The organism is Zhouia spongiae (assembly GCF_022760175.1).
GTDB classification, from domain to species: domain Bacteria; phylum Bacteroidota; class Bacteroidia; order Flavobacteriales; family Flavobacteriaceae; genus Zhouia; species Zhouia spongiae.
The window spans coordinates 2,372,875-2,392,034 of record NZ_CP094326.1 but is presented as its reverse complement, the minus strand read 5'-3'; the positions used below and the strand labels follow the sequence as shown (position 1 = coordinate 2,392,034).

The window sequence follows — 19,160 nt, the reverse complement described above, 5'->3', positions numbered from 1 at the left end:
TTTTTTTTAAAAAAATTTTCGGCCGGTTTTAAACCATTTTTACACCGCTCCATCTCAATGAACTCACTCCTCAAAACCCGTTAATTTCGTGCCTCTCAAAGCGGGTGCAAATGTAAAAACTCTTTTTCTTTTCAGCAAACTTTTTTTTCAGTTTTTTTTCTGAAAATTTTATCGCCTTAATCTTCTATATCCCGCACTATGTCTATGAACTTCGCTTATCCCAACGCATCGTCTCTCTCTCAAAGCGGGTGCAAATATAAAACTCTTTTATCCACTTTTCCAAACATCATTCTCAAGTTTTTTTAAAGTTTTTTTATACCCCGTTTATTTCTAGCTCTTTAACTCCAAAATTATTTTCAAAACAACGCAGACAATCCGATCTCCTTTAGCACAATCATCTATCTGCCCTACCTTATATATAAAGTATAACCGGGCCAACACCGGGCCTGAACAACTTTAAAGCAACCGAAACCCTGAGCTAAACATCATTTTAAATAGCAGATACACCGGAACAACACTATTATACAATAGTAGTATACCCCGACTTTATCTCAAATGCATATGAATACCTTATATATTATATATATTAAGAAAAGAAATTCCATACCAGACCAAAGCGTATCACGAAATCGCGATAGGGATAGTCAGTACTGATAGGTTATCCTTTATCGTGTTAACAGAAATAAAGTATAAAAGGACATTTTAAGCTTTCAACTCATTAAGATATACTATCTTTAAATAAATAAGAAACATTATATATATACTAATGACTGAAATACTCCAACAAGACGACGGGAAACACGGAAAGTTCTATATCACAGAAGAGGACAAAGATGTAGCACATATGACCTATACCTGGGCCGGTAGTGACAAGTTTATTATTGATCACACTGATGTAAACCCTATATTAAAAGGACAAGGCGTAGGATTGAAACTCGTTGAAAGGGCCATAGCTTTTGCCAGAGATAAAAGAGTTAAGATCATTCCCTTATGCCCTTTTGCCAAAGCAACGATAAACAAGCATGCCGAATGGCACGACATCCTTTAAGGAGCACCTTATATAAAGACATTATACTATTGTATGCTTTACAACTTCCTATTATCTTTGCATCTCGAAATTTAAAATCATAATTAATGATCAAGATTACATTACCAGATGGTTCGGTAAAGGAGTTTGAAGTAAACTCAACTCCAATGGATGTTGCCAAGAGTATCAGTGAAGGCTTGGCCAGAAACGTTATTTCAGCTAGTTTTAATGGAGAGACAATAGAAACAGCAACCCCTTTAACCACCGATGGTAGTCTTGTTCTTTATACCTGGAACAACGATGAGGGTAAAAAAGCCTTCTGGCATTCGAGTGCTCACGTTTTAGCCCAGGCTCTGGAAGAACTATACCCAGGCATCAAGTTAACTATTGGTCCGGCTATAGATAATGGTTTTTACTACGATGTTGACTTCGGAGATAGAACAATTTCCGAAAAGGATTTTGTCGAGATTGAGAAAAGGATGCTGGAGATAGCAAGAGGGAAGTATGAATTTAAAATGAGATCCGTAAGCAAAGCTGATGCCCTGGCCTATTATAAGGAACAAGGCAATGAGTTTAAGGTTGAACTTATCGATCATTTAGAAGATGGTACTATTACTTTTTGTGACCACGCTACTTTTACAGATTTATGTCGTGGCGGACATATACCCAACACAGGACATATAAAAGCAGTTAAATTATTGTCTGCTGCCGGAGCTTATTGGAGAGGCGATGAGAAAAACCCACAATTGACAAGGGTATATGGTATTTCATTCCCTAAACAAAAAGAATTAAAAGAATATCTGGAACTACTCGAGGAAGCAAAGAAAAGAGACCACAGAAAGCTTGGCAAAGAGCTGGATTTATTTACTTTTTCTCCGAAAGTAGGACAAGGACTTCCGCTATGGCTTCCAAAAGGAGCTGCCTTGCGTGAGCGTCTTGAACAATTCTTAAAAAAAGCCCAGCAAAAAGCAGGTTATGAACAAGTAGTGTCTCCTCATATCGGACAAAAAGAACTATATGTTACTTCGGGTCATTATGCTAAATACGGGGAAGACAGCTTTCAGCCGATCCATACTCCAAAAGAAGATGAAGAGTTTTTATTAAAACCGATGAACTGTCCTCATCACTGTGAGATCTATAACGCAAAACCATGGAGCTATAAAGATTTACCTAAACGCTACGCAGAGTTCGGAACAGTATACAGGTACGAGCAAAGTGGCGAACTACACGGCCTGACCAGAGTAAGAGGGTTTACTCAGGACGATGCTCATATATTCTGTACTCCCGAACAATTAGACGAAGAGTTTAAGAATGTGATCGACCTGGTTCTTTATGTGTTCGGGTCATTAGGCTTTGAAGATTTTACGGCTCAGGTTTCATTAAGAGATCCTGAAAATCCTGATAAATACATCGGCAGTACGGATAACTGGGAAAAGGCAGAAAACGCTATTATCAATGCAGCCAATGAAAAAGGGCTGAACTATGTTGTAGAAACAGGAGAAGCTGCTTTCTATGGGCCAAAACTAGACTTCATGGTAAAAGATGCCCTGGGAAGAAAATGGCAGCTGGGTACAATCCAGGTGGATTATAACTTACCGGAACGGTTTGACTTATCATATAAAGGAAGTGATGATAAATTACACAGACCGGTCATGATACACAGAGCTCCTTTTGGCAGTATGGAACGTTTTGTAGCCATATTGCTTGAACATACCGGAGGAAACTTCCCTTTGTGGTTAATGCCAGAACAGGCTATCATACTCTCTCTCAGCGAGAAATACGAAAAATATGCTGAAAAAGTTTTAAATTTATTAGAAAATGCCGAAATTCGCGCCCTCGTTGATAACCGCAACGAGACCATAGGGAAAAAAATAAGAGAGGCTGAGATGAATAAAATTCCTTTTATGCTTATTGTCGGAGAAAATGAGGAAAAGGAAGCTACCGTATCGGTCAGAAAACATGGAGAAGGGGATTTGGGTAGCATGCCTGTAAAATTGTTTACGGATTTGGTTAATAAAGAAATCAGTAGTAACTTAAAACCGTTTAAATAAAAATAAAGTTTAACTAAAAAATTATAAGCCATAGCAATTAGAAGAAATAATCGTCGTCCACAACAGAGACAAGTTCAGGAACTACACAGAATTAACGATAAAATTCGTGTACCTGAAGTGAGATTGGTAGGCGATAATGTTGAAATGGGAGTTTACCCAACCAAAGAAGCTTTTGCGAAAGCTCAGGAACTGGAATTAGATTTGGTAGAGATTTCTCCAAATGCAAAGCCTCCCGTTTGTAAAATAATGGATTACAAAAAGTTTCTTTACGAACAGAAGAAACGCGATAAAGCTTTAAAATCCAAAGCAACTAAAGTTATCGTTAAAGAAATTCGTTTTGGTCCGCAAACTGATGACCACGACTACCAATTTAAAAAGAAACACGCAGAGAAGTTCTTAAAAGACGGGGCTAAATTAAAAGCTTATGTGTTCTTTAAAGGACGTTCTATTGTATATAAAGATCAAGGTGAAATTTTACTTTTACGTCTGGCTTCTGAATTAGAAGAGCTGGGGAAAGTAGAACAGATGCCTAAACTTGAGGGTAAGCGTATGACTATGTTCATAGCTCCTAAAAAGTCTAAATAAGATAAGCGAGATAATTAAGTAAATACTAGGAGAAATGCCTAAACAAAAAACAAAATCTAGTGCTAAAAAGCGTTTCAAGCTTACAGGTACTGGTAAAATTAAAAGAAAGCACGCTTTTAAAAGTCACATCTTAACCAAGAAGTCTAAAAAGCGTAAGCTAGCGCTTACTCATTCAACACTTGTTGACAAGTCTGATGAGAACAGCATTAAGGAACAACTACGTTTAAAGTAATCGTTCCTTCGGTTAAATAAATTGTATAACCCTGGAGTCAGGCTTTATAAAAGTGCCCGTTACCGGCCGCCTGCTACAAAAACATTAAAATTATGCCAAGATCAGTAAATTCAGTAGCTAAAAGAGCTCGAAGAAAAAAGGTTTTAAAACAAGCCAAAGGTTACTACGGAAGACGTAAAAACGTTTGGACAGTTGCCAAGAATGCGGTTGATAAAGCGATGCAATATGCATACAGAGACCGTAGAAATAAGAAAAGAACATTCCGTGCTCTTTGGATTACCCGTATTAATGCAGGTGCGAGATTACACGGTATGTCTTATTCTCAGTTTATGGGACAGATTAAAGCTAACAACATAGAACTTAACAGAAAGGTTCTTGCAGACTTAGCTATGAATCACCCTGATGCTTTCAAAGCAATCGTTGAAAAAGTAAAATAAACGTCTAACAATATATTATCTCGTTTATAAATCCGGTTCACCTGAACCGGATTTTTTATTTATCAAGACCGCAATAATATAACTGGCAATTAACACATACATAAAGCCCATATGGTTACTTTTGTCACTTAATTTTAATGCTTATGGATTTATCTGGAGTCAGACTTGTTGTTAGTGATATGGACGGAACATTACTTAATTCTGAGGGGAAAGTAAGTGAACGTTTTTTTGAATTGTATCACGAATTAAAAAAACATAATATTCACTTTGCCGCCGCCAGTGGCCGTCAGTACCACAGCATTACAGACAAGCTGGCTAAAATAGCTGAGGATATCACTATTATAGCCGAAAATGGAGGTGTTGCCAAACAGAATGGAAATGAATTACTGGTAACTCATCTTCCGAAAGAAAAAATTGAGTACCTTATCAGCTTACTGAGGGAGGTAGACGGGGTTTACATTGTACTGTGCGGGAAAGACAAATCGTATATAGAAACCAAAGAAATATCGTTTATTGACCTGTTTAATGAATATTATGCTGCTTACGAGATTGTAGACGACCTTACGCTAGTTGACCATAAGGATATTCTTAAAATTGCAGTCTTTCATTTTGAAAGCTCTGAAGAACATATTTATCCGGTAGTAAAGCATCTTGAAAATGAAATGCAGGTTAAGGTTTCCGGGCAAAACTGGTTAGATCTATCTCATCCGGATGCCAATAAGGGTACGGCATTACGATTTCTACAAAATCGATTAGGTATTTCCAAAGAAGAAACTATGGTTTTTGGCGATTATAACAATGATCTTGAAATGATCCATGAAGCCTACTTTAGCTTTGCTATGGCTAATGCCCATCCGAATATCAAAAAAAGTGCTCGATTTGAAACTGCCAGTAATAATGACGATGGTGTTGTACAAATTCTGGAACAACTTGTAAAGGCTAAGAACCAAAAACCGTAATTACCAGTTTTCTGCATCCCCCCTTGTTTCTGTGCTCACACAAGTATATACCCTGCCATATCCCCAGGTTTAACTTTCCATCGGTAATGGGTACTGTGACAGATGTTCCTAATAACGATGCTTTAATGTGTGCAGGCATATCATCGGATCCTTCATATGTATGGTGATAATAGGCCTGATTTTCGGGCACCATTACATTGAAATGAGATTCAAAATCTTCACGAACTGTCGGATCGGCATTTTCGTTAATCGTTAAACCGGCCGAAGTATGCTTGATAAATACCTGCATTTGTCCGAAGGATAACTGTTTCATTTCCGGAACGGCACATTCTATATTGTCTGTTATCAAATGAAAACCTCTGTTCATTTGAGGCAATGCTATTTCTTTCTGAAATATTTTCACGGCTTTATTCTTTAAAGATAAAAATAGCCTTTATCTGATTTAGATAAAAAAATAATTGTATATAGTTGATATATCAATTATATTTACGTAAGACAAAAGCATCACATAGGTGAAATTACCTAATGAAACTATTTTCTATTCTATAGAGAGGGCGATCAAGGAATACCGCAGATTGGCACAAAAGAATATCAGCATTGAGATCCCTACCATAACAATTGACCAGGCCATGGTGCTTATCTTCTTGAAAAAGTATCCTGACCTGTCGCAAAAGGAAATAGCAGAATTAGTTTTTAAAGATGCTGCTTCTGTTACGCGCACCATCGAACTGATGACTAAAAACGGGTACCTGAGCAGATCCGTAAACCATAAAGATAAAAGACGGTATTCTTTACGTCTCACTGAAATGGGAGTACAAGTACTCGATAAAATGAAGGGTATTATAATATCGAATAGAAATAAAGCTTTAAAAGGAGTTACCGACAATGAAATAAAACAAGTAGAAACAACCTTGAATAAAATTATCAATAACTGTAGTGATCACAGATAATAGGACAAGGAAAAAACCATCCAAACCTGAATACTTCCTTGATAATTGTCTTTCGTATGGGGTTATAACTTATCCGGGAAATAATAATCGATATAAAATCTAACCAACAAACTAATCTATCCCAAACCAATTATTTCCCAATCAGCCCCTAAGTAAAAATACTTAGGGGCTGATTTTTTTAATAATCTACATGATAGTCTTTCTTAAAGTTCTTCCCGTTCCATGCTTTTTTGGCTGTCCAGTCTTCAGGCTTACCCATCCAAAAATCGTCATCTGCCGGTAGCCCTAAAGGCAAAAAGCTTAATGATGCCATATACATGCTGCCTGTTGAAGAATAATAATCGGCTACATCCGGTTGATGTCCGCAAAAGCCCAGGGTTAACCAACCTTCCTTATTGAATGTATCTCTACCCAGAATATTCTTTTTAATAGCGGTAAGCGCACACCTTACTTGTGACGGGCTAACTCCTTCGGGAAGCTGATGCATTAACGCCGCTTGAGCCAAAGCCTGAAAAGCACCATTTCTATAGGTGATGGAGCGACCTATAACCGGGAATGTACCTTCGGGTGAAATCATTCGCTCCTGATGCACCACTTGCCTGATCATTCGCTTTAATGCTAAGTCATAATTCTCTTTTGGAACGACTCCTTTGCTAGCCAATATTTCAAGTGTATCGACCAACATAGGATGAATTACAAAAGAGTTATAATAATCAAAAGAAAATCGAGGTCCATCGCTATACCAGCCATCTCCGACATACCATTCTTTAAACTTACCCAAGGCCTTATTCACGGCTTCTTTATCCCATTCTTCGCCAATATTCAAAAGAAAGGCCTCGGTCAGCGCTGTAAAAAGTTGCCAGTTATTATTCCATGGTTTGCGTGTTCTTAATGCCTTGAATTCTTTGATTACGCGTTTCTTGGTAACATCATCAAGCGGTTCCCATAAAGCCTCCGGGGCTCTTAAAAAAGCATGGGCCAAATAAGCAGCATCTACAATTGGCTGATATTCTTTCGTAAAATTTAAATAATCAGGACTTGAAGGGTTTACTCCATTAGCAATCCCCTTGAGAAATTTTTGTTTCAGATCCTTTCTCATTTTACCTTCTTTCGTATCATCATCCGGCAAAGCCAACCAGGGAGCCATTCCTGCAGCAGCTCTTCCGACCGCTTCAAGATATGTTACATTTTTTCTTCCGTCATACGTCGGTGATGCTTCAACCGGCATATTCTTAACCAATGTATTATTGGCTAAATTGGTAAATACCGGATTCATCATTTGATACAACAAATCGGCCCAATACGCTCTGTCTTTCGATCCATTAGCTGCATATAAATTGCCATTCGATTGTGTAGTAGATGCTACTGTTTCACCAGGCAATAGTGCGGCCATAGCTCCGGCAATTGAAGCTGTTCCAATAAACTTTCTTCTTTCCATATTATTTTTTAACTAATCGATTCTTTAAAAACCAAACCACTCAGGCAACCATAATGTTATTTCAGGGATATAGGTTATCAGTAACAACCCGAAAATCATTATTAAAAACAAAGGCATCAATGGCTTTATTACTCTCGAAATACTCAATTCCGCCACACTACACCCTACAAACAAAACGGAACCTACGGGTGGCGTACACAAGCCTATACTCAGATTTAAAATCATTATAATCCCAAAATGCACAGGATCAATACCCAAGGCTGTAACTATAGGCAAGAATATCGGTGTAAAAATGAGTACTGCAGGGGTTATGTCCATAAAAATACCAACCCCCAATAAAATAAGATTGATCACTAATAATACTACGATCTTATTATCGGATATCGTCATCAACATCTCTGTAACTGCCTGTGGTAAATTCTCATATGACATCGTCCAGCTCATCGACATTGATGCAGCCACCAACAGCATGACGATCGAAGTCGTTCCTACCGATTTTAAAATAATTTCAGGCAGTTCCTGCAGTGTGATTTCCTTGTAGATAAATGACAAGATCAGTGCATACAATACAGCTACCGCCGATGCTTCCGTGGCTGTAAAAATACCTGCCACTATGCCTCCTACCACAACCACCAGCAATAATAAGCTTGGTAGCGCCTTGAAGAAGTGTTTTATTATTTCCCTGATTTTTGCCTTTGCTCCGGTAGGGTACTTTTTTTTATATGCATAAATCCCTGCCACTAACATGAGCAAAAAACCTATTAATATTCCGGGTAAATATCCGGCAATAAACAGGGCTGCTATCGAAGTCCCTCCACTGGCCAGTGAATATACTATTAAGACATTACTTGGCGGAATCAGCAATCCTGTTGTCGACGATGTAATATTTACGGCAGCACTATACCCTTCATCATATCCTTCTTTTTTCATCCTTCCTCCCATGATTCCCCCAATGGCTGAGGCAGCGGCTACAGCCGATCCTGAAACGGCACCAAAAAGCATGCACGCTATTATGTTTACATAAGCCAGCCCCCCGGGAAAGCTTCCCACCAGCGACTTTGCCAGATCGATTAATCGTTTTGCTATTCCTCCCTTATTCATTAACTCACCTGCAAAAATGAAGAAAGGAATGGCTATTAGAGAAAAGCTGTCAAGGCCTGTGGCCATTCGTTGGGCTACAACAGTAAAAGATGCTAAAGACGGAATACTAAAACACAAGGTAACTAATGCAGACAGCCCTATGCTATATGCTATTGGAATCCGCAAAATTAAAAATATCAGAAAACTTATAATGAGTATTAATATTTCCATCTTATTTTGTTTAAGAGCTATATTCTGAATGACTTGGTGTATTTTTAAAATGACCTATACTATATATAATCATCAAAATTCCGCTGATGGGTAAAACCATGTATATATAAGCCAATGAAATTTCAAGAGCAGGGGATTTTTGTTCCAGATAGTAAGTAAGATACACCAATCTCCCTCCTCCAATCACCAAAACCAAAAGTGCAAATAAGGCCACACAGAAAGCTGAAATCTTCCCCAGAATGCGCTCTCTGTACATATTCATCCATTTTGAAGGGATCAGCGAAATTGCCAGATGCATTCTTTTTCCGGTAGCATATGCCGCTCCCAACATACCTATCCATATGAGAAGATAACGCGCTAATTCATCGGTAAAAGAACTTGGAGCATTCAGGACATAACGTGAAACAACCTGCCACAAGACATTTAAGGTCATGACAGACATCAGTACTATGAGAAGTTTTTCCAGCATATTGTCAATTTTATTTTTCATTATTCCTGACTTTTTATCTCGTTAATCATTTTCTTCATCATTTCATCTTCGGCAGCTTCTTGGTATAATTCCTGTACCCTCTGAGCAAAAGGTTCTTTATCCGGATAAATTATAGATACTCCAACTTCTTTTAATCCTTCTAATGCTTCGTCTTCGGCTTCTTTCCATAGTTTTCGCTGATGTTTCACGGAAGCTTGGACTGCTTCTTTCAGCCATTTTTTTTCTTCTTCAGTTAACTCATCTAATGTTTGTGTTCCTATCAATAACACATCGGGTATTGAGGTATGCTCATCTATGGAAAAGTATTTGCAAACTTCATATTGTCTTGAGAGGTAAAATACCGGGGGATTATTTTCAGCTCCATCTACAACTCCTGCTTGCAGGGCTGTATATAATTCTCCTGCTGATATTGGGGTTGCTGCCCCTCCCATAGCGGTAATCATGTTCATAGCCATAGGGCTTTCCATGGTACGTATTTTTTTTCCTTTTAAGTCTGAGGGATCTTTGATTGGATGCTCTTTTGTATAAAAACTTCTGCTGCCTGAATCGTAGAAAGCCAGACCGTGTAATAAAAACTTATCACTGGAAGACAAGATCTCCTGCCCTATGTCTCCGTCTAAAACCCTGAACTGATGCTCTTTATTTTTAAAAATATAAGGAAGACCGAATACTTCATACTGAGGCGCAAAATTTGCCAAGACAGCTGCTGAAACCTTGGTCATATCCAATCCTCCTATCTGTAATAATTCAAGGCATTCCCTTTCTGATCCCAACTGCTGGTTAGCATATATCTCAATGGTAAGTTTTCCTTCTGATTTTTTCTTCAACTCATCGGCCATAAACACCATTGCTTTGTGCACCGGATGGGTTACATCTAAACCGTGTGCGCATTTGAGTACTTTTATATCAGACTGGTTTTTACAACTGACATTGAGCAAACAAATACAAATGAGGATTATATGGAGGACTTTTTTTAACATTCTTATTTATTTGATCAATGACAAAGCTTGCTCAAGCATCACTTTAATTTTTTCGTAATCTCCTTGTTCGATCCATTCCTTCTTAAATAAAGACGAACCGATACCTACGCTGCTTACACCTGCACTAAACCAGGATTTCAGGTCTTCTTCCGTTGGCTCGATCCCTCCTGTAACCATGATCTCTGTCCAGGGACACGGCCCTTTAACCGCTTTTACAAAAGTCGGACCTCCCAGCTGAGCGGCTGGGAATAATTTAATTATATCGGCTCCCAATTCATGTGCATTGCCTATCTCCGTTAAAGTGGCACAGCCCGGTATCCAGACTATTTTTCTCCGGTTACAAACCCTGCCTATCTCCGGATTTAATAAAGGTGATACAATAAAAGAGGCTCCGTTTTGTATAAACAAGGCTGCCGTTGGGGCATCGACTACCGAACCTGCTCCAAGAACCATCCCCGGAAATTCTTCCTTTACATACTTACTAAGGATGATAAAGTCTTCGTGTGCATATGCTCCCCTGTTGGTGTATTCAAACACCCTGATCCCTGCTTCATAACAAGTCTTTATAACTTCCTTGCACACAAACACATCAGGATGATAAAATACGGGGACTATTTTTGTTTCCCTTAATTTCAGTATTGTATTGATCTTTTCTTTCATAGTATTTATCTCGATATGTTCGTCCTCTTTTTTAAACTCATACCATCGATCACCTCCTGAGCGGTAATCAGGTTAAAGTCTCCCAGGATACTGTGCTTTAAGGAAGCTGCAGACACCCCGAACTCAATAGCCTTTTCCAGATCATTGAATTTATTGATCCCATATATTACTCCTCCTACAAAAGCATCTCCGGTGCCTACCCTATCTACAATATCTGTGATCTTATATACCTGACTTTTAAACACTTCATTGGCTGAAAACAGTACTCCGGCGTATAGGTTGGTACTGCTACTAGCTGAATTTCTAAAACTTACTATAATTTCATTCAACTTCGGGTATACAGTCCTCAGTTTCAAAACCGTTGGCCGGCACTGACCGGGATCTATGCCTTCTTCTCCCAGATCGATATATTCCGTGGCTATACCCAACATGGTTTTAAATGCTGCCATATCGCCAAACAGGACATCGCTATAAGATACCAGTTCGGGCATTATTTCCTGAGGCATCTTCCCCCAATTCCAGAGCTTATGACGCATATTAAGGTCTGTCGATATCCTTAAACCCATCTTAGAGGCCTCCTGTACCGCCAATAAACATGCTTTTGCTGCATTCTCGGAAACGGCCGGAGTAACACCCGACCAATGAAACCAGGTAGCATCTTTAAATATATCACTCCAGTCGATTTCTCCCGGATTCATTTGATCGAAAGATGAATACTTTCGGTCGTAGATCACTTTACTCCCCCTGCCCGAGGCTCCGGTTTCTAAAAAATAGGTTCCTATACGATCGCCGCCATATACGATATCTTCTGTATTGACAGCCCTTTTTTTAAGGTCGGATACCATCGTTCCCGACAATTCGTTATCAGGAAGTTTTGTCACAAAGGATGCCTCCAGCCCATAATTAGCCAATGATACTGCCACATTGGCCTCACTGCCTCCAAAATGAAGGTCGAAAGCAGTGGCCTGAGAAAACCTCCGCTGACCAGGGGGCGATAACCGCATCATTATTTCTCCGAATGTGATTATTTTAACCTTCCCGCCTTTCATTTTACTTAAGGACTTTTATTTTCTGAATTCCGTTGTTTCTTTCTATCAGCACCACTTCTCCCATTACCACTACATTATCTACTAATTTATGAGGGACCAAAGATGTTGAAATATCATGTGATACTACCAGTATATATTCTCTTTCGTCTATTTTTAACCGAACCGCCTCTGCCTGGTTCTCTGCGAGCTCTTTTCCTCCCCTGTTAAAAACCGGAATCTTTTCATATTCAACATTATTATGTTCAGGGAAATACAATAAAGTTATGAAAGAATTAAACCCACTCGCTTTTTTCGATAACTCTGCTCTTGTTATTTCTTCTTTATAATTATAATCCGGGGAGTACCATGCATCCGTCAATTGAGCTTCAACTTCTTTTAAGGGCTGAATTCTGAGGTTGTTTTCATCATGGGTTGTAATAAGACTTCCTTCTTCTATTTTTACTTTCTTATCGGCAAAATTGAAGTATTGAGAATACACATGGTCCTTTTCTGCTTCGAAACTGTCTACCAGCAACCAGACATCTGGTTTCAGATACAACATCCGGCGCTTCATTAAAACAGGGTCTTCCAGACGAAGGTAGGCTTTGTTAATTGCCTCGGCATAATCAAAGCTATCTTCCATTATTGCATAAGGGCCTTCAGATTTTGCTTCGAATTTATTACTCCACGAACCGTTATATATTGAGTTTGTTAAGTTATCTACTCCCAAAGTGTTGTGAGCAGTATTCTCTTTAAAATATTGTCTCCACTTGTTATACATATAAGTATACCGACCGGTATCGACCAAGTAATCCTGTCCATAGGCAAATAAGGTAAAATGTAACAAATTATCGTGTGAATGCCCTCCACCAATTCTTCTCATGTGAAAGCTACTGTAAAATGCATCTTCGCCCCAAGAAGATCTCGAATAAAGATCGCCTGCATTAGACTGGTAAGCTGACAAGAATTCCGGTAATTTTTCTCCTAGAGCTTTGTAGGTGGTATTCGTTTCGTTCCCGAACAAGAAATAGTTTTCGTAATTCAATTCATCATAAGCCCTGGACTTCAATGTCCGGTCGTTATATAAAACAGCTGCGGTGGTAAGCATATCTCTTAAATCGTTATCATCACTATCACCCAGCAAAGGCTCGTTATAATTAGGCTTTTGCCAATCGAGGTTGGCATAGGCCATTTGTTTTGTCCTGTTTATAAGCCTGTCGGTTAATTTAATATTTGCCCGCTTTGCCAAGAGGACTGTATTCATAAAACAATGCATTACTTCATTGTGATACATCGGCGATTGTTCCCATTGGGTTCCGTCTTCCAATATCTGGTTTTGTATACACTCATGAAGTTTATCAGCGGCACTCTCCTGCCATTTTTTCCCGTTCTTGAATTCAGACAAAAAAACAGCTGCACTAAACAATCCGCTAAATTCAATAACACCCCAGTTGCTAGTGCGCGAATGTCCATTAAATTGTGAATCCAGGTAATCTGCGTGTGCTGCAATACTGAGTAAGAACTTTTCAAGAAACTCCGGGGTAACGTATTTTGAGTTTTTCATGTACTCAAAACTCTTGATCCAGTTTTCCATACGGATACCTGCCTCTATTCGTCTCCATGTAGTCCATTTTGTTTTATCCGTTATGGTGTTATTATCAATCCAATGCTTAGCTTGATCTATAAATTCTTTTGCATATTTTTCCTTTCCGGTGAGCATATAAGATTTACCAAGATCCAGCCAGAACCGATGGCGACTTAACATAAACGTCCATTCGGGATCACCAAAAGGATTTGCCTGCCAGTCTATTTCTCCTTTAAACTCGTACGGAACTGTGGTTTTTTCCATATCCCATTCATACCTGAAAAGAAAATATTTATTTCTCACCTCATCGGCTACCCGAACAGAAGTTTCAACCTCATCTTTAAATGCACTTTTGATATAAGCTACATCCTTTTCTGAGATTCTTAGATATAAATTTTCTTTTTTCCTGTAATAACCGAGCAGTGCTTTTTTCGCTCCATCTATGTCTCCTTGATCATACAACTCCTTTACACTGATCAGTTCCGGCCTGTTTAAATCAAGTTTATCAAAGATATTTTCCTTTTTTTGGGCAAATGATGTTAAAGATAAGAATAATGCCAGCAGTAATATAACTACATATTTTTTCATTGGTTGGTTCTAATGTTTAATTTTTATCAATAATACTATTATTATTTAAAAAATACAAACGATTGTATTTTTATTTTAACCATAAAAAAACCCTGAAAGAATTCAGGGTTGATTTTATTTGATCTTATCAGTTATAATTCAAATTTAAGATCTTCGGTTGTAGGCGGTAAACATCTGCCATCGTCACAAACCATAAACTCTACAGAGCCATTGATCGTTAATTTTTGATTTGGTGCAAGCTTGATCTTTTGCTTGAATACTGCCTTGCCATCAAAGTACTTGATCTTCATTTCAAAAATCTTATCATTTACCACATGCCCTTTGCCCTCCTCGGTTTTATCTACCAGCTTAAATTTTTTAGATGAGTCGTCATAAGTAAATGTTGTAGCTACAGGTCCTCCTTCCGGAACATCCTGCGAATACAAATGCCATCCCTCATCTATTGTAGCTGTAGCTACTAAATAAGCTTCTGTTTTACTGATCTTCTCCACAGAGGTTGACCATTTAACCGGCTCTAATATCTGAGCTTTTGTTACTGCAGCTGCAAATAAAAATAAAACAACAACTAATTTCTTCATTATTTCCGTATTAGATTATTTGATAAATGTATTGAGTTTTACCATAATACCTAACAAGACTTTAAACTTTAACATAAGTTTAAAGTCAAATCATTTTAATCACTGCCAGTTGTCTTTCATTATTCTTTCCATAACGGGCTTGTCTGCATCCTCATCTTTATATTGCTCCCTCAGTTTAATCAGTTCGGTTTTCATTTCGGTAATAATATCGGCATACTGCGGATCATTGATTAAGTTATACAACTCTTTAGGGTCTTTTTCCAAATCGTAAAACTCCCAAACCGGCTCAGTTGGTTTATCCTCTTCAGAACCGTACATCCCTAGTCCCTGCCCATAAAAGAATGCCAATTTATACCTCTCGTTCCTGATACCAAAATGGGACGGACGGTCGGGATGGTGCAACCAGTACCTGTAATACATCTCCTCTCTCCAATTTTCAGGTGTATTTCCTTTTAAATTCTCTCTGAAACTTTCTCCTTGTATGTAATCAGGTTTTTTGATACCTGCATAATCGGCCAGAAGAGCTGCAAAATCAATATTTAAAATAATATCATCAATACGTTTGCCTCCCTTTAGTTCTTTGGGAAACCTGATAACAAAAGGCATTCGTAACGATTCCTCATAAATTAAACGCTTATCAAAAAATCCGTGTTCTCCGAGAAAATATCCCTGATCGGCGGTGTAAACCACAATAGTATTATTTTCGATCCCTTCTGCTTTCAGATAATCTAAAAGTTTTCCAATATTATCGTCTATGGCTGCCCCACTTCGCATAAAGTCTTTAACCAGCTTTTGATAAATCTTGCTTCTTAGCTGCATACTATCGAATCCATCCAGCGGATAAGGAAGTCCGGGATATGATGTCCAAAAGTTTTCCGGGTCATCGGTAGCCTGCTTCCATCTTTTTGCCAGGTTTTCTAATTTTTGTCCGACAAAGGTTCTTCCTCCTTGCCCTTTTCCAAAATCGTATAATGATTCGGGTTCCGGGATATCTATATCGGCATAGAGGCTATCATATCTTTTAGGATAATCGAACGGCTCATGTGTAGCTTTAAAACTGCATATCATAAAGAAAGGTTTTGATGTATCTCTTTTTTTGAGGTGTTCGACTGTTAAATCGGTTATCACATCAGTAGAAAAACCTTTATATACCTTTCCCTTGCTTCCGTCAGCCCCGTCCGTCCAGGTCTCCCTGGTTTTCAGAATGGGATTCCAATAACGACCCTGGCCCGGCAATACATTAAAATAATCAAAACCCTCAGGTTGTTTGTCTAAGTGCCACTTTCCGATTATCGCTGTCTGATATCCGTTCTCTCCCAAGGATCTCGCTATATTCGGATGCCCGGCAGGCAAAGGTTCCCTTAGCGTATATACCTGATTTAAATGGCTATACTGCCCTGTTAATATGCTGGCTCTGCTCGGAGAGCAAATGGAGTTGGTACAAAAAGCATTGTCCAGTACAACACCTTCATTGGCTAATCGTTTAATGTTATCATTCTTCACATAGTCTTGCAGCTGTCCTCCATAGATCCCCCATGCCTTTGATGTGTGGTCGTCGGAAAGGATAAATAATATATTGGGGCTTTCTACTCCGGTTTCTTCTGGAATCTTACCCTTTTTATCGTTATTCTTACATTGAATAGAAAAAAGGCTGATAAAAGCAAGGGTGAATAGTATTGTCGGTTTTTGTGTCATTATTTTAGGAATTGGTTACTTAATACTCCTCTTAAGGAGATAAAAGCAAATTTCATTATAATAATCTGAAATAAAAATGGCAGACCCAAAATTTTAAGGCCTGCCATCTCGTAACAACCAAATTAACTTAAATAACTTACAAAAAATAAGATCAAGTTAAAATTTTAAATAGGGATATCTCCAGCTTTATCAATATATAGCATATGCTCCCACTTCTGATATTGCGGTAAAATCCCCTCCCTTATAATCTGATTTAAATATGATTCGCAAATATCTGGCTTCAACAGAAGCTTCCAATGGTATAGAAATCGGATCTTGCGTAAATGGTAGTTCCACTTCCTTTTGTGAAATCCAATTAACATCATCGCTACCTGTTTGAATTTCGACCAACTTAACGAGCCCGTAATTGATATTGTCTTGTCTTTGTAAAAAGGTCAATCCGCTAACAGTTTGGACTGTTCCCATATCAATATCCAAAGGGTGCGGATATTGCATTAACTTACTCATATGCCATACTGTAGAAGGATTTGCATCTATAACATTCCACGATCCACGGTTAGACGGTTCATCATAATCTGCAGAAGCTATCCATTCTTCTTTGGAAAACTCGAGCCTTACCTGCAAGTTGGTTTCTTTTGACGATAATGTACCTAATACTTCAGGATCGTTAAAGTTGGACAAATAGGTTACCCCAGTACCTAATTTATAATCTTCTATTATAAACTCGGCATTTTCCTCGTCTACAAGAACACTTACTTCTTCATTATTGGTATTCGTATAAAACACTTCCGAACCTATATAACCTTCCTCTTCATTGCTCAAAGTTATGATCAGCGAATTATCGACATATTCACCGGAAGCTAAAACAGGCTGGATCAAATCCAGATAACTAGGGTCTAAAACAGAAGCAAACAACTCAACGGGAACCGAGCTGTTCCCTTTACCATCGCTAGATACAAGAAAGAACGTATAAGACCCTGCTGAAAGGTCTGTTATTTCTACATTCATATATTCTCCTATCTGGTTTTCATCGACGTCTACACTCATTTCTTTGTCGCCACCATCTTCCAGCCAGCTTATTTCCAATGACTTAACCGACGGGTCCGTAGAAACTTTCCATGTCAACCTGACTTTATTGACTCCCGACAGGTATGAAACCGAGTCAACTTTACCTATATATTCTATTGGTGAGTATGTAAAATAATCTGAATATGGCTTATCGTCAGAACAACCGGCCAATCCCAAAATAAACAGCACGGTCATGACCCATATTAATTTATTGACTTTTCTAATATTTTTCATTTCTTAATTTGATAAAGGTTAACACTATTCTTCAGACCCCCAGAAGGCTAGCTCAGCAAAAGATACATGTTCTATTTTCCCCCATGTTTCCAAAGTCTTAAACCTGATGTAACGGACAGGTCCAACTTCTATCGGCACATTGAACTCATGTCCTGCCCTTAGCACTTCAAGATCTTCCGAAGTATTGGTACCTAATGGAGCTCCTGAAGGTTTCTCTATGGTATAGGTGCCTATTTTAGTCCAACTATCCCAAGACCCGTCAGGATCCGGATTGGCACTTCCCCACAATTCAAACGCTCTTGGATTTCCTCCTGCATAATATTCTACAGATCTATTTCTTTGCCAAATCCTGAACCGGCTTAGTGCCGAGGTAACTCCCAGGTCTATAGTAAAATGCATCGGTATGCCGCTCCCCGGAATACTGTGAAGAACATTGTCTGTATGGGTACTTACGCCATCGAATAAAAAGCGAGGTGCCCGCGGAGATATGCCGCTCCAGGTATGCCAGGCATGATCGTATCCGTAATCTGAAGGTAAAACATGTTCTCCCATTAAGGTACGATCCAGTAATTTTTCGAACAATGGAGTTAATTTTACAGCAACCGTATCTGTAGTGTTTCCATAATTATCTCTCATTGTAACCCAAAATTTTCGTTCTTCAGGCTCAAATCCTCTCTCAGAAAAATTAACTACTTGTTGTGATGTGTTATGAACTATACGGGAATACTGTTCACCGTTTTCATCCGTAGTCAAAATTTCTATGGACAACACTTCTTTAGCCTGGTTTGACAACGATACGTTTAATCCTCCAAAGTCTTCTTTAATGTTTAATGTTTCGAAAGCCGTAACATAAGGAGGCTCCATAACCTCAACATCTATAGTGGTAGGTTCCGACCTTTTTTCTGAAATATTAACCGAATATAATGTAACCTTGTGGATTCCTTCAGAAGCAAAACCCTGCAAGGACATTGTATTCTTATATTTAGACACTTTTTCTTGTCGTATTACTCCTGATCTAATCTCATATTCTGCCAATACATAGTCTGTTGCATCATCCTGAATATTGTAATTCAGTATCACTCCTCCGGGTTTAGCCGTAAAATTCACATTAGTTACGGGTTGAGGCTCTTTTCCGGTTACAGGAGGTTCATTAACTATTTCTTCATCACAAGAAATAATGCAAACAGTCGCGACAATACCCATCATCACTACGAAAATCTGTTTTTTAAAAAATACTTTTCTTTTCATTTTCCTCAAATTTATA

General features: G+C 38.5%; 19 protein-coding genes. 7 read left to right on the top strand and 12 right to left on the bottom strand.

What is annotated here, in order from left to right; translation table 11 throughout:
• Window positions 1-766 precede the first annotated feature (766 nt).
• From MQE36_RS10405 to MQE36_RS10380, 6 genes are all read left to right on the top strand, one after another.
• Window positions 767-1,048 carry a GNAT family N-acetyltransferase gene (locus tag MQE36_RS10405; RefSeq protein ID WP_242935914.1) on the top strand — a complete coding sequence of 94 codons (282 nt, stop codon included), beginning with the start codon at window positions 767-769 and terminating at the stop codon, window positions 1,046-1,048.
• Between the two features lie 86 nt (window positions 1,049-1,134).
• Entirely contained in the window at window positions 1,135-3,078 is a 1,944-nt protein-coding gene (thrS, locus tag MQE36_RS10400) for a threonine--tRNA ligase (protein WP_242935913.1), read from the top strand.
• 90 nt (window positions 3,079-3,168) lie between these two features.
• Window positions 3,169-3,663 carry a translation initiation factor IF-3 gene (gene infC, locus MQE36_RS10395; protein WP_242938838.1) on the top strand — a complete coding sequence of 165 codons (495 nt, stop codon included), beginning with the start codon at window positions 3,169-3,171 and terminating at the stop codon, window positions 3,661-3,663.
• A gap of 34 nt (window positions 3,664-3,697) precedes the next feature.
• Window positions 3,698-3,895 carry a 50S ribosomal protein L35 gene (gene rpmI, locus MQE36_RS10390; RefSeq protein ID WP_038265602.1) on the top strand — a complete coding sequence of 66 codons (198 nt, stop codon included), beginning with the start codon at window positions 3,698-3,700 and terminating at the stop codon, window positions 3,893-3,895.
• A 92-nt stretch (window positions 3,896-3,987) separates the two neighbouring features.
• Window positions 3,988-4,332 (top strand): 50S ribosomal protein L20, encoded by a 345-nt coding sequence (rplT, locus tag MQE36_RS10385; protein ID WP_242935912.1) that lies wholly within the window; start codon window positions 3,988-3,990, stop codon window positions 4,330-4,332.
• A gap of 143 nt (window positions 4,333-4,475) precedes the next feature.
• Window positions 4,476-5,291: an HAD family hydrolase gene (locus MQE36_RS10380; RefSeq protein WP_242935911.1), complete on the top strand. Its 816-nt coding sequence runs from the start codon at window positions 4,476-4,478 to the stop codon at window positions 5,289-5,291.
• On the opposite strand, the gene MQE36_RS10375 is transcribed toward MQE36_RS10380, so the two are convergent.
• A complete protein-coding gene (locus MQE36_RS10375; RefSeq protein WP_242935910.1) occupies window positions 5,272-5,694 on the bottom strand; it encodes a secondary thiamine-phosphate synthase enzyme YjbQ in 423 nt (140 codons plus the stop codon). The two genes, MQE36_RS10380 and MQE36_RS10375, sit on opposite strands and share 20 nt — an antisense overlap.
• 109 nt (window positions 5,695-5,803) lie before the next feature.
• On the opposite strand from MQE36_RS10375, the gene MQE36_RS10370 reads away from it, so the two are divergent.
• A complete protein-coding gene (locus MQE36_RS10370; protein ID WP_242935909.1) occupies window positions 5,804-6,241 on the top strand; it encodes a MarR family winged helix-turn-helix transcriptional regulator in 438 nt (145 codons plus the stop codon).
• 178 nt (window positions 6,242-6,419) lie between these two features.
• On the opposite strand, the gene MQE36_RS10365 is transcribed toward MQE36_RS10370, so the two are convergent.
• From MQE36_RS10365 to MQE36_RS10315, 11 genes are all read right to left on the bottom strand, one after another.
• On the bottom strand, window positions 6,420-7,679 hold the full coding sequence (locus MQE36_RS10365) for a DUF2264 domain-containing protein (RefSeq protein ID WP_242935908.1): 1,260 nt from the start codon (window positions 7,677-7,679) through the stop codon (window positions 6,420-6,422).
• Window positions 7,680-7,703: 24 nt separating this feature from the next.
• Window positions 7,704-8,990, bottom strand: coding sequence for a TRAP transporter large permease (locus tag MQE36_RS10360; protein WP_242935907.1), 1,287 nt, complete (start codon window positions 8,988-8,990; stop codon window positions 7,704-7,706).
• 10 nt (window positions 8,991-9,000) lie between these two features.
• Entirely contained in the window at window positions 9,001-9,480 is a 480-nt protein-coding gene (locus MQE36_RS10355; RefSeq protein WP_242935906.1) for a TRAP transporter small permease, read from the bottom strand.
• The gene (locus tag MQE36_RS10350; RefSeq protein WP_242935905.1) at window positions 9,480-10,460 is read right to left on the bottom strand and encodes a TRAP transporter substrate-binding protein; all 981 of its coding nucleotides are present in this window, start codon (window positions 10,458-10,460) and stop codon (window positions 9,480-9,482) included. Before MQE36_RS10350 ends, MQE36_RS10355 begins: the two co-directional genes overlap by 1 nt.
• A gap of 6 nt (window positions 10,461-10,466) precedes the next feature.
• Entirely contained in the window at window positions 10,467-11,120 is a 654-nt protein-coding gene (locus tag MQE36_RS10345) for a bifunctional 4-hydroxy-2-oxoglutarate aldolase/2-dehydro-3-deoxy-phosphogluconate aldolase (RefSeq protein WP_242935904.1), read from the bottom strand.
• 5 nt (window positions 11,121-11,125) lie between these two features.
• Window positions 11,126-12,169 (bottom strand): sugar kinase, encoded by a 1,044-nt coding sequence (locus MQE36_RS10340; protein ID WP_242935903.1) that lies wholly within the window; start codon window positions 12,167-12,169, stop codon window positions 11,126-11,128.
• Between the two features lies 1 nt (window position 12,170).
• The gene (locus MQE36_RS10335) at window positions 12,171-14,321 is read right to left on the bottom strand and encodes an alginate lyase family protein (RefSeq protein ID WP_242935902.1); all 2,151 of its coding nucleotides are present in this window, start codon (window positions 14,319-14,321) and stop codon (window positions 12,171-12,173) included.
• 131 nt (window positions 14,322-14,452) lie between these two features.
• Window positions 14,453-14,899, bottom strand: coding sequence for a protein-disulfide reductase DsbD domain-containing protein (locus MQE36_RS10330; protein ID WP_242935901.1), 447 nt, complete (start codon window positions 14,897-14,899; stop codon window positions 14,453-14,455).
• A gap of 99 nt (window positions 14,900-14,998) precedes the next feature.
• Window positions 14,999-16,594, bottom strand: a complete 1,596-nt coding sequence (locus MQE36_RS10325) for a sulfatase family protein (RefSeq protein WP_242935900.1) — start codon at window positions 16,592-16,594, stop codon at window positions 14,999-15,001.
• Window positions 16,595-16,783: 189 nt separating this feature from the next.
• On the bottom strand, window positions 16,784-17,896 hold the full coding sequence (locus MQE36_RS10320) for a DUF4998 domain-containing protein (RefSeq protein ID WP_242935899.1): 1,113 nt from the start codon (window positions 17,894-17,896) through the stop codon (window positions 16,784-16,786).
• 24 nt (window positions 17,897-17,920) lie between these two features.
• Window positions 17,921-19,144, bottom strand: a complete 1,224-nt coding sequence (locus MQE36_RS10315) for a DUF5000 domain-containing lipoprotein (protein ID WP_242935898.1) — start codon at window positions 19,142-19,144, stop codon at window positions 17,921-17,923.
• Window positions 19,145-19,160 lie beyond the last annotated feature (16 nt).